The organism is Prevotella phocaeensis (assembly GCF_900065875.1).
Lineage (GTDB): Bacteria > Bacteroidota > Bacteroidia > Bacteroidales > Bacteroidaceae > Prevotella > Prevotella phocaeensis.
The window spans coordinates 65568-78215 of sequence record NZ_LT160624.1 but is presented as its reverse complement, the minus strand read 5'-3'; the positions used below and the strand labels follow the sequence as shown (position 1 = coordinate 78215).

The 12648-nt window shown below is 39.6% G+C and carries 11 protein-coding genes; 9 read left to right on the top strand and 2 right to left on the bottom strand.

Annotated elements, in window-relative coordinates:
* Nucleotides 1-248: 248 nt before the first annotated feature.
* The 9 genes from BN3912_RS05750 (at nucleotide 249) to cls (ending at nucleotide 8648) form a co-directional block, all read left to right on the top strand.
* Entirely contained in the window at nucleotides 249-1814 is a 1566-nt protein-coding gene (locus tag BN3912_RS05750) for an acyl-CoA carboxylase subunit beta (protein ID WP_023983265.1), read from the top strand.
* 37 nt (nucleotides 1815-1851) lie between these two features.
* The gene (locus BN3912_RS12305; protein WP_023983266.1) at nucleotides 1852-2007 is read left to right on the top strand and encodes a hypothetical protein; all 156 of its coding nucleotides are present in this window, start codon (nucleotides 1852-1854) and stop codon (nucleotides 2005-2007) included.
* 17 nt (nucleotides 2008-2024) lie between these two features.
* Nucleotides 2025-2450, top strand: a complete 426-nt coding sequence (locus BN3912_RS05745; RefSeq protein ID WP_023983267.1) for a biotin/lipoyl-containing protein — start codon at nucleotides 2025-2027, stop codon at nucleotides 2448-2450.
* A gap of 502 nt (nucleotides 2451-2952) precedes the next feature.
* Nucleotides 2953-3759 (top strand): glycogen/starch synthase, encoded by an 807-nt coding sequence (locus BN3912_RS05740; protein ID WP_023983268.1) that lies wholly within the window; start codon nucleotides 2953-2955, stop codon nucleotides 3757-3759.
* 55 nt (nucleotides 3760-3814) lie between these two features.
* Nucleotides 3815-5248 (top strand): DUF4270 domain-containing protein, encoded by a 1434-nt coding sequence (locus tag BN3912_RS05735; RefSeq protein ID WP_023983269.1) that lies wholly within the window; start codon nucleotides 3815-3817, stop codon nucleotides 5246-5248.
* On the top strand, nucleotides 5245-5388 hold the full coding sequence (locus tag BN3912_RS05730) for a dehydrogenase (protein ID WP_394332702.1): 144 nt from the start codon (nucleotides 5245-5247) through the stop codon (nucleotides 5386-5388). Before BN3912_RS05735 ends, BN3912_RS05730 begins: the two co-directional genes overlap by 4 nt.
* A gap of 178 nt (nucleotides 5389-5566) precedes the next feature.
* Nucleotides 5567-6322, top strand: a complete 756-nt coding sequence (kdsA, locus tag BN3912_RS05725) for a 3-deoxy-8-phosphooctulonate synthase (protein WP_023983272.1) — start codon at nucleotides 5567-5569, stop codon at nucleotides 6320-6322.
* Between the two features lie 30 nt (nucleotides 6323-6352).
* The gene (locus BN3912_RS05720; RefSeq protein WP_023983273.1) at nucleotides 6353-7327 is read left to right on the top strand and encodes a KpsF/GutQ family sugar-phosphate isomerase; all 975 of its coding nucleotides are present in this window, start codon (nucleotides 6353-6355) and stop codon (nucleotides 7325-7327) included.
* A gap of 22 nt (nucleotides 7328-7349) precedes the next feature.
* Nucleotides 7350-8648 (top strand): cardiolipin synthase, encoded by a 1299-nt coding sequence (cls, locus tag BN3912_RS05715; protein ID WP_036859145.1) that lies wholly within the window; start codon nucleotides 7350-7352, stop codon nucleotides 8646-8648.
* Here the strand turns inward: cls and BN3912_RS05710 are convergent.
* Nucleotides 8645-9256 carry a response regulator transcription factor gene (locus tag BN3912_RS05710; RefSeq protein WP_023983275.1) on the bottom strand — a complete coding sequence of 204 codons (612 nt, stop codon included), beginning with the start codon at nucleotides 9254-9256 and terminating at the stop codon, nucleotides 8645-8647. The two genes, cls and BN3912_RS05710, sit on opposite strands and share 4 nt — an antisense overlap.
* Nucleotides 9257-9417: 161 nt before the next feature.
* Entirely contained in the window at nucleotides 9418-12645 is a 3228-nt protein-coding gene (carB, locus tag BN3912_RS05705) for a carbamoyl-phosphate synthase (glutamine-hydrolyzing) large subunit (RefSeq protein ID WP_023983276.1), read from the bottom strand.
* Nucleotides 12646-12648: the final 3 nt, after the last annotated feature.

Below are 12648 nucleotides of genomic sequence, written 5' to 3'. Positions count from 1 at the left end.
ATAAGAAAATACACACAAGGTTTATATGCGCATAAAAGACCATCTCCTTACCGTAAAAAGGCCGTCTCCTTACCGTAAAGAGGCCGTCTCCTTACAACAAAGAGACCGTCTCCTTACGACAAAGAGGCCGTCTCCTCACATTATATAATAACATATTTTACAGCTTGCAGCTTTATGCTTTCAAATTTTATTACTATCTTTGCAGGCAGTTTTTAACAGAATAAAACAAAAAATCAAATAGATAAATTATGAGCAAACAAGTTGAAAAAATCAAAGAATTGATAGCAAAACGCGAGCAAGCTCGTCTCGGTGGCGGCGAAAAAGCCATTGAAAAACAGCACGGGCGTGGCAAATATACTGCCCGCGAGCGTATAGATATGCTTGTAGATAATGGCTCTTTCGAGGAGTACGACATGTTCAAACTACATCGTTGTCATAACTTCGGAATGGAGAAAAAACAATATTTAGGCGATGGTGTTGTAGCCGGAAGTGCCACTATCGATGGCCGTCTCGTCTATGTATATGCACAAGATTTTACCGTAAACGGTGGTTCTCTTTCCGAAACCATGAGCCAGAAGATATGTAAAGTTATGGATATGGCCATGCAAAACGGTGCACCTGTGATATGCATGAACGATTCCGGTGGCGCACGTATCCAAGAAGGAATTTGCGCACTTGCCGGTTACGGCGAGATTTTCGAACGCAATATCCTTGCGAGTGGCGTCATTCCACAAATCTCGGCTATTATGGGACCGTGCGCCGGAGGTGCGGTCTACTCTCCTGCCCTTACCGACTTTATCTTGATGACCGAAGGAACTTCTTACATGTTCCTTACCGGTCCGAAAGTGGTAAAGACCGTGACCGGCGAAGATATAGACTCGGAACATCTCGGCGGCGCATCCGTTCATTCGACTAAGAGCGGCGTTACACATTTCACAGCCAAGAACGATGAAGAAGCTTTAGAACTTATCAAAACATTGCTCAGTTATCTTCCGTCGAACAACACAGAGGAAGCTCCGCGTATAGAATGTACCGATCCGGTTAGTCGTGCCGAAGACCTGTTGAACGAAATCCTGCCGGACGATCCCAATAAAGCCTATGACATGTACAAAATTATTGGCGCCATCACCGATAATGGCGAATTCTTTGAGGTTCAACCTAAGTTTGCCAAGAACATTATCACGGGGTTTGCCCGCTTCAACGGCCAGAGTGTTGGTATCGTAGCCAACCAACCTATGGCTTACGCCGGCGTACTTGATACCAACGCATCACGTAAAGGTGCACGCTTCGTTCGTTTCTGCGATGCCTTCAACATCCCAATTGTTTCTTTGGTTGACGTACCGGGCTTCCTTCCCGGAACAGGACAGGAATACAACGCAGTTATCTTGCATGGTGCACAATTGTTATATGCTTACGGAGAGGCCACAGTGCCTAAAATTACGATCAACATACGCAAGAGTTATGGCGGAAGTCACATTGTTATGGGATGTAAGCAACTGCGATCAGATCTAAACTTTGCATGGCCTACGGCAGAAATTGCAGTAATGGGAGCTTCCGGCGCCGTTGCAGTGTTGTGTGCAAAAGAAGCTAAGACGCGAAAAGAGGCCGGTGAGGATGTCAGAGCTTTCCTTGCAGAAAAAGAAGATGAATATACGGAAATGTTTGCAAATCCCTATCAGGCTGCACAATATGGTTACATAGACGACGTAATAGAACCACGCAACACCCGTTTCCGTATCTGCAGAGGGTTGGCACAATTAGCTCATAAGCGTCAGTCATTGCCTGCCAAAAAACATGGCTGTATTCCTATGTAATATTAAACATCAGATTACATTATTAAAAGTTTGTAATATGGCAAAAGATAAAAACATATTTGCGGCGATTGTACTTGCACTCCACGAATTTAAGGGAAACAATGTACACGATAAAGAGTCTGGCATAATAACGATTAAAGAACACAACACTTTGTGGAACGCTAAGTTCTTGTCGTTTACAAACAAACCGTAAAAATAGATAACAATACAATGAAAGAATATAAATATACTATCGACGGAAAGGAATATAAAGTCGAAATTGGAGATATCGAAGAGAATGTAGCGAATGTAACTGTAAACGGTGAAGCATTCAAAGTAGAAATGGAAGCAGAACCCGAGCCCGAAAAGAAAGTGGTTTTAGGTAAACCTGCAGCCTCAACAGACCATGAAGAAAAAATTACATCTTCGGAAAATGTAAATGCAGACAAAGCCGTTAAAGCTCCTTTACCCGGCGTTATTACCGAAATCAAAGTCGGTATTGGAGACGAAGTAAAGAAAGGTGATACCGTTATTGTGCTGGAAGCCATGAAGATGGCCAATAACCTCGAGGCCGAAAGTGACGGCAAAGTAACTGCAATTTGTGTAAAACAGGGTGAAAGTGTTATGGAGGACACACCACTCATCGTTATCGAATAATGCTCAAGAATATTAAAATAGGCCTTGCCATTACATGAAGTTCATGTAATGGCAAGGCTTTTTTCATGCTTTATACAAAATAAATATTTTTGCTTATTTGCCTCTCGATAACGTTCTCTCTGTTATTATATCACATATAGAGGCACAACCTGTCCATATTAATATGATGATATAAACTAAATATATCTATAGCCTATCCTACACAGTACGGCAAGATAATGTACCCGTTCATTTTCTTTCACACATTTTTTACATCTATAAGTCGACTTACTTATACTTTCTATCAACCATATAGCAGTTTACATATTTCACTAAAAAGCGAGAACTATTTTTAAAAATTCCCAAAACACCCCTCTATAACTTATGTTTTAAAACCAAAAAGAAGCACATGTAAAATATTTTTAGTAACTTTGCAAGCAAACCTATAGTGTGTAAATGTGACGGAACAAAAGCAAAGAAACTGCAATCCATACATTCTCACTAAAGAAAAAATATATTAAACATGGCCAAGAAAATATTATTCATTAACCAGGAAATGACTCCTTATGTACCGGAGACAGAACTATCTAAGATAGGACGTGATCTTCCTCAAAAAATGCAAGAAAGCGGTTACGAAATCCGTACATTCATGCCTAAATGGGGAAACATTAACGAACGTAGAGGACAACTGCATGAGGTAATTCGCCTTTCGGGAATGAATCTTATTATCGACGACACCGACCATCCGCTGCTCATAAAGGTAGCATCAATTCCTTTGGTACGTCTTCAAGTATACTTCATCGACAATGAAGACTACTTTACCAAGCGCCAGATGACGGAAGATGAAGGAGGGCATGAATATCCAGACAACGGGGAACGAGCTATTTTCTTCGCTCGCGGTGTACTCGAAACGGTAAAAAAACTGCGCTGGTCACCCGATATTATTCATTGTCAGGGCTGGATGGGAGCTGTAGTCCCCCTATATGTCAAAACAGCCTACCATGACGAACCGGCCTTTGCCAATACAAAAGTAATAACATCTTTATTTCAAAAGCAAATAAAAACAAATCTCGGAAAAAACTTCAAGCATTGTCTTGAATACCGTGAGGCCAAGGCTGAATTGCTAAAACACTATAGTGAAAAGTTTGATTTCCTTGAACTCGGCAAGCTCGCCATAGACTATAGTGATGGTATTATTGAGGCAGGAAACAATGTAAATGCCGATCTTCTGCATTATGCAAAAGGAAAGAATTTACCAATATTAAAATATTCGGGAGAAAATTATGCAGAAGCATACCCAAATTTTTACAACGATATCTGTCCCGAATAGAGACATAATTTAGTGAGAACGACATAAAATTAAGATTTAAACATATCTTCTATTTATGAAAATAAGAAACTTCGTAGGCATGGTACTTATTGCCTCGCTTACCTTGACAGCATGTGACGACACGACAAATGAGTTGGGTACATCTCTGACAGATAAAATGGATCGCTTGAATATATCGACAGACACTTTTGAAGTGTCTACACGTTCAATCATAGCCGACTCCGTTTTGTCGCGTAACACTATAGGATATTTAGGGCGTGTTCGCGATCCGGAAACCGGCGCCTATATCACAAGCGATTACATGACGCAGTTTCACATATTGGATAATTACCAATTTCCACCTGTAGACAGCATGCTCAGCAAAGAAGGAGGCGAGATTATCGCCGATTCTTGTGAGATAAGACTCTATTATACGAACTTTTACGGCGACTCGCTCACAGCAATGAAATTAACAGCCTATGAAATGAATAAGCCTATGGAAGAAGGGCGTTTATATTATTCGAACTTCGATCCGATGAAAGAGGGTTATGCTTCTTCTGGTAATTTTAATACAGACAAAACCTATACATTGGCTGATTTAAATGTTAGTCCCCAAACCAAGAAAACTTCAGGCTATGTGAATAATATCCGTGTTAGGCTTGATAAACCTTATACAGATAGTAACGGTACGACCTATAACAACTATGGAACATATATTATTCGGAAATATTATCAACATCCGGAATATTTTAAAAACTCGTACCAATTTATTCATAATGTTGTCCCGGGATTTTACATTAAGTCTACAAATGGTTTGGGAGCTATGGCGTATGTTTATCTTACCCAACTTAATCTTTATTTCAGATACCTCAATAAAGATACGACAACAGTGGGTACCACATCGTTTGCAGGCACAGAAGAAGTTCTGCAAACATCAAATATAGTAAACGATGGGAACACCATCAAACGTTTAGCCGCAGATAATACATGCACATATTTAAAGACTCCGGCCGGTATATTTACAGAAATGACACTTCCTATCGACAGTATTATGAAAGGACATACCCGCGATACGATCAATACTGCCAAAGTTACTTTAGAGCGTATCAATAACAGTTCTACAAGCGACTATGCATTGGGCATTCCCCAAACTTTGCTCATGATCCCGAAAGAGAGGATGAACACATTTTTTGAAAAAAACGAGATTGCCGATTTTAAGACCTCATTTATTGCAACTTTCGACAAGAAAACAAATACATATGTATTCAATAATATAGGTTCGCTTATTAAAGATATGGCTACAAATAAAAACTCTTATAAAGAAGAACATTGGGGAAAGGTGGTAATTATCCCTATAACAACTACTTATAACACTTCATCCGATAATCAGACAAGGACTCTAACAAAAATTGTCCACGATATGTCTATGGCAAGTACAAAACTTGTAGGAGGAAGTGAAAATAAGAATAACAAAATAAAACTAAGCGTTATCTATAGTAAGTTTAAATGATTAGAAGCTGTATGGCAGACAATTATCTTGGACGTAAACGCAGAGACTATGAGAAAAGAAAGGCTGAATGGTTACAAAAGAAAGGATATCATTCACGCCTTTCTTCAAATATAGAAAAGCCGGAAGACGAGGCTTTATAAGAAAAACACACCGCTCTACTCTATCTGTAAAGTAAGTATTCATATGGGCATGGACAGTAAAAGTATTCTCAAAAAATCTTTATTCGAACATTTTATATCTAAGCTTAAATATATGTTAATTACTTTGTTCCAAGACGCTTTTTGAGTACCTTTGCAATAATTAATAAGGAATATGTTTATGCAGCCAATTTTTATTGCGGGGCCTTGTGTCATTGAATCACAAGAATTATTAAATACGGTAGCAGAAGAATTAAATAGGTTAAACCGCCTGTTAGGCATTGATATTATCTTTAAATCATCATTTGACAAAGCTAATCGTACCTCCATACACTCTTTTCGAGGCCCGGGATTGGACAAAGGACTGCAAATGCTTTCCGATATCAAGCAAAAATACGGCCTGAAAATTCTCACAGATATTCATGAGAGTTATCAAGCTGAACCTGTAGGCAAGGTATGCGATGTAATTCAAATACCGGCTTTCTTATGTCGGCAAACAGACTTACTCGTTGCTGCAGCAAAAACAGGAAAGACAATAAATATTAAAAAGGCGCAATTTTTAAGCGGAAAAGATATGAAATTTCCTGTAGAGAAAGTGCACGATGCCGGTGCCCAAAATGTTTGGTTAACAGAACGAGGCAATACTTTCGGTTATAACAATTTAGTTGTAGATTTTAGGAATATCACTGATATGAGAGAAATTACCAATACAGTGATAATGGATTGTACACACAGTGTGCAAAGACCGGGAGGGGAAAACGGAACGACCGGAGGAGATCGCCGTTTCGTACCGGCTATGGCATTGGCGGCCAAAGCATTTGGTGCCAGCGGATATTTCTTCGAGGTACATCCTGACCCCGATAAAGGTTTAAGTGATGCATCCAACATGCTGGAACTAAATAAGTTGGAGAAACTTATAAAACAGTTACTTGCATAAAGTAATAATCTGACAATTAATTCAAAATCAATGAACGACATCAATAAAGAACGAATGAAGAATGTCACGGCCTATGCAACACAATGCTTGAAAGACGAGGCAAATGCAATACTTGACTTAATCCCCCAGTTAGACGAGAATTTTTCTAAAGCTGTAGAGATGATTTTCTATTGTAAAGGGAAAATTATCGTTACAGGCGTAGGGAAAAGCGGTAATATAGGAGCCAAGATAGCAGCTACATTATCTTCAACAGGAACACCCGCATTCTTCATTAATCCTCTTGATGTATATCATGGTGATTTAGGTGTAATGACACCCGACGATGTTGTGCTTGCTCTGAGCAATAGCGGACAGACCGATGAATTGCTCCGTTTTATTCCGATGGTTCTTCACATGAATGTACCAATTATTGCAATGAGTGGTAATCCAGACTCTCTGCTTGCTAAATATTCAAATATTCATATTAAGGTATGGGTAAGCAAAGAGGCGTGTCCGCTTAACTTAGCACCGACAAGCAGTACTACTGCTGCGCTTGCTATGGGCGATGCTTTAGCCATAGCACTTATGCAAGTAAGGAACTTTAAGCCACAAGATTTTGCTCAATTCCATCCGGGAGGAGAACTTGGAAAACGACTTTTAACAACCGCCGAAGACGTCATGCGTTCAGATGATCTTCCTATTATTCCTCAAGAAATGCACCTTGGCGAGGCAATTATTCATGTGAGTAAAGGTAAACTAGGCTTAGGTGTATCTTTAATGGATAATAAAGTTTCGGGACTTATTACGGATGGCGACATTAGACGTGCCATGGAGAAATGGCAAGCACAGTTCTTTGATCATACCGTAGGTGACATTATGACAAAACAACCAAAGACCGTGCTGCCAAATACAAAATTGTCTGAAATCCTACGAATTATGCACAAATATAAAATTCACACCGTATTGGTAACCGACGAAGAAAATCATCTATTAGGTGTTGTCGATCATTATTCATGCATGGTATAAATTTACCATGAAATGGCCATTTATGAATAGAGAAAGTTTTATACCTTTCAAAGACTCTTCTATAAAAGGAATATTATTGTATATATTCCTTCTTTTTTGCATGTCTTCCAATGCGCAGACTTCAGACTCGCTCATTGTACAAATATTGCGCAACGAAGGTATCAAGTTTTCGCATAATAATTCTGTTACACTGTTGATGAATGGTCAAGAGAAATTCGACGATATGTTTACAGCCATACGACAAGCCAAAAGTAGCATCCATCTCGAATACTTTAACTTTAGAAACGACTCTATTGCCAACAGACTCTTCGATCTTTTGGAAGAAAAAGTAAAAGAAGGTGTAGAAGTCAGGGCATTATTCGATGCCTTTGGTAATATGTCAAACAATCGTCCGCTGAAAAAAACTCACTTAAAAAAGATACGAGACAAAGGTATTGAAATTTATAAATTTGATCCGATCACATTTCCGTGGATCAATCATGTATTTTCCCGCGATCACAGAAAAATCGTGGTGATAGACGGAAAGATTGCTTATACTGGAGGCATGAATGTTGCCGACTATTACATTAAAGGAACAAAAGCTGTTGGTTCGTGGAACGATATGCACTGTCGTATCGATGGGGATGAAGTAAACACATTGCAGGGAATCTTTCTGAAAATGTGGAATAAAGTAACCGGACAAAATATCCATGGTGCTAAATACTATCGCGGATACAAACCTGCCGACTATTTCATTGCTTTGAAACAGGATACAACCGTTACTGCATATCACAAGATGGTTGGTATCATTAATAGAGAACCACACACAACAAATACTATTATTAGGAAATTTTATACAGAGGCAATTAATGTTGCAAAAGACAGTATTAAGATCATCAATCCCTATTTCACACTAAATTATGGTATCAAAAAAGCGTTGAAGAAAGCCATCAAGCGGGGAGTAAATGTCCAAATCATGCTTTCCACAAAGAGCGATATTCCGCTGACACCCGACTGTGGTTTCTATAATGCTCATCAACTAATGAAACGCGGTGCTACGGTGTGGATGTATACTGCAGGCTTTCATCATACAAAAATTATTATGGTGGATGGAAAGTTTTGTACCGTGGGAAGTGCAAATCTGAATGCAAGAAGCTTGAGTTGGGATTACGAAAATAATGCCATAATCATAGATCAAGCTACAACGAAAGAATTAAATAATCTTTTTGACAAAGACAAGACTGATAGCTTCAAACTCACGCCAAAGACTTGGAATGCCTTCCGTACACCGTGGCAAAAGTTCCGCGGATGGTTTGCACATCTACTATCTCCTTTCCTCTAAATCTTATTAATATCCACGTATCCATGCATAACAGCATAAATAGTCAATGCTGAAACGCTCTTCATCCCCAACTTCTCCATGATATTTTTCCTATGGGTAATCACTGTTGTTATACTAATATTCAACCGCCCTGCAATCTCTTTATTGATAAATCCTTGTACAATCAAAGATAACACTTCTATCTCGCGTCCTGTCAAGATCTTAGTCCGCAGCATTTTCTCCTGCATCCTTTTCGGTTCAGCCGGTAGCCTTTTCCCTCCGACATGTGCGTATTGAACTAACATTAATACGGAACGAACCAGTTGCTCCTCTGGCACATTAATATACAAACAATGGAAATCGGCCAATTGGTTATCAATCGCAGCAGATACTGTTAACACAATTGTCTTCATTCTGCGCTCCATAAAAAAGCCGTAATTTTGCGATACGACTTCCTCATCGACAAAAAAATGAAAATATCTCTCAAGATCAACGACCATTATTTCCTTAAAAGAGAGGAATGTATCTATCGCCATAATTGGCATAACATTTTGCAATAATTGCCTCATTCCCAATACAGAAAGGGTGTTGAGACCTATGATTGCAATGCGTGGTCGGCTATCTATCATAATTCTTTCTTCTTTTTTATTTGATAAAGTTATCCCAAGTCACATGGACTTCCAACACAAATCGTATTATTTTCCTTCACACCAAATACTCTACTTTACAGATGAAGAATAAAAATATCCGCATTTTAACACCTTTACCATAAAGGAATAAAAGATATCGGTTAATACTCTGCCCAACTTTTGATATCTATATCATCAAGTTTCAAAGCACAGAACGACTGAATAAACGCACTCGCTAAACGACTGTTTGTTATCAATGGAATATTAAGATCAATAGCAGCTCTACGAATTTTATAGCCATTCGTCAGTTCGCGGGGAGTAAGATCCTTAGGAATATTAACCACCATATCGATTTTCTTTTCATGAAGCAATGTTAGTGCTTGCGGTTCCTTTCCCTCGTCCGAAGGCCAAAATACTCGTATGTTGTCTATACCATTATCGGATAAATACTTAGACGTTCCCCCCGTGGCATACAATTTGTATCCATATCTTATAAGCGTCTTTGCAGAATCAAGCATCTCGGCCTTTTGCTTAGCCCCTCCCGTTGAAAGTAATACGGTATGTTTCGGAATGCGGTAACCCACACTCAACATACTCTTCAACAATGCCTGATTGGTATCATCTCCCAAACAGCCGACTTCGCCGGTAGAAGCCATATCAACACCAAGAACCGGATCAGCTTTCTGTAAACGATTAAACGAGAACTGGCTCGCTTTAATACCTACATAATCCAAATCAAACAAATTCTTATTCGGCTTTTTTACTTGTATACCGAGTATTATCTTCGTAGCCAAATCGATCAAATTTAATTTCAACACCTTACTTACAAAAGGAAAAGAACGAGAGGCTCGCAGATTACATTCAATAACAAGGATATCGTTCTCACGTGCCATAAACTGTATATTGAACGGCCCATTGATATGTAACGCCATCGCTATCTGACGGCTTACACGCTTAATGCGACGTACCGTTTCTACATAAAGTTTTTGTGGTGGGAACTGTATCGTAGCATCTCCAGAATGTACACCGGCAAATTCGATATGTTCACTAATGGCATAAGCCATGATTTCGCCATTACGCGCCACGGCATCCATCTCTATTTCTTTTGCATTTTCGATGAACTTACTTACTACCACGGGATGATCTTCTGACACATTGGCAGCCAATTGCAGAAAACGCTCCAACTCTTCTTTGTTTGAACAAATGTTCATTGCCGCCCCTGAAAGTACATACGAGGGACGCACCAATACAGGGAAGCCCACTCTATCTACAAACAGTTTTATATCGTCCATCGAAGTAAGTGTGCTCCATTCGGGTTGATTGATACCGTTACGTGTAAGCAGCTCAGAGAATTTAGCCCTATCCTCTGCGTTATCTATATCTTTAGCGGCAGTACCAAGAAGTGGAACATTCTCTGCATCTAACCACATGGCCAGATTATTGGGTATCTGTCCACCCGTTGACACGATAACACCATAAGGCATTTCGAATTCTATAATATCTAACACACGCTCGAAAGTAAGTTCATCAAAATACAGACGATCGCACATATCATAATCTGTCGATACCGTTTCAGGATTATAATTGATCATAATTGATCGGTATCCTTCCTTACGTATCGTATTCAGTGCTTGAACACCACACCAATCGAACTCCACGGAACTGCCTATGCGATAGGCACCGGAACCGAGCACAATAATAGAACGTCTGTCAGTATCAAACCGCACATCACTCTTCACACCTGCATAAGTAACATAGAGATAGTTGGTCTGTGCAGGATATTCAGCAGCAAGTGTATCAATCTGCTTGACAACCGGCAAGATACCAAAACTTTTACGCAACCTCCGGACAGTAAGTGCAGCTTTGTGCATATTGCTGATTTCCTTATCTAATCGAAGAGCACGTGCAATCTGGAAATCTGTAAATCCATATATCTTTGCAATACGCAACAAGTCTTTATCCATTGAATTAATACTCGTGCACCGTTTCAAATTCTCATCAATATCAATGATATGTTTCAGTTTTTGCAGAAACCATCTGTCAATCTTTGTCAACTCATGAATTTGGTCTATGGTATACCCCTTATGCATTGCTTTCGAAATAACAAAGATACGTTTGTCGGTAGGTTCTTTCAAAGCAGCGTCGATATCAGATATAACAAGTTCTTTATTTTCAACAAATCCATGCATTCCCTGCCCGATCATGCGCAGTCCCTTCTGGATAGCTTCCTCGAAATTACGTCCGATAGCCATTACTTCTCCCACAGACTTCATCGATGATCCTAATTCCTTATCTACTCCATGAAATTTAGATAAATCCCAACGCGGTATCTTGCAGACGACATAGTCTAAAGCTGGTTCAAAGAATGCGCTCGTTGTTTTAGTAACGGAATTCTTCAATTCAAATAGCCCATACCCCATACCAAGCTTTGCTGCTACGAAAGCAAGAGGGTACCCCGTGGCTTTAGAAGCCAGAGCAGAAGAACGGCTCAAGCGGGCATTCACTTCTATAACGCGGTAATCTTCGCTTTGTGGATCGAAAGCATATTGCACATTACATTCTCCAACAATGCCGATATGACGTACAATCTTTATAGAAAGAGCTCTTAACTTATGATATTCGCTATTTGTTAATGTTTGAGATGGAGCTATGACAATAGATTCCCCCGTATGAATACCAAGTGGATCGAAATTCTCCATATTGCAAACAGTGATACAATTATCATATCTATCGCGAACCACTTCATATTCTATCTCTTTCCATCCTTTTAGACTTTTCTCTACAAGAACCTGTGGAGAAAAGGAGAAAGCTTTCTCTGCCAATACATTCAATTCGTCTTCATTATCACAGAAACCACTACCAAGTCCCCCAAGTGCATAGGCTACACGGATGATAACGGGATAACCAAGATCGGCTGCAGCTTTCCTCACCTGTACTATGTTCTCACATGCCTCACTTTTGATTGTCTTAATATTGATCTCATTCAATTTCTCCACAAAGAGTTCACGATCCTCGGTATCCATAATTGCCTGTACAGGGGTACCGAGTACTTTCACATTGTATTTATCGAGCATACCGCTTTTAAAGAGCTCTACTCCACAGTTCAATGCGGTCTGTCCGCCAAAAGATAGAAGAATACCATCAGGCCGCTCTTTCTGAATAACACGTTCAACGAAATAAGGTTGCACGGGTAAAAAATAAATTTGGTCCGCAACACCTTCGGAAGTCTGTACAGTCGCAATATTGGGATTTATCAACACCGTAGACACTCCCTCTTCCCGCAATGCTTTGAGTGCTTGCGAACCGGAATAATCAAATTCCCCCGCTTCGCCAATCTTCAAAGCCCCAGATCCCAAAAGCAGAACCTTTTTTATGTTTTCATCTTTCATGAT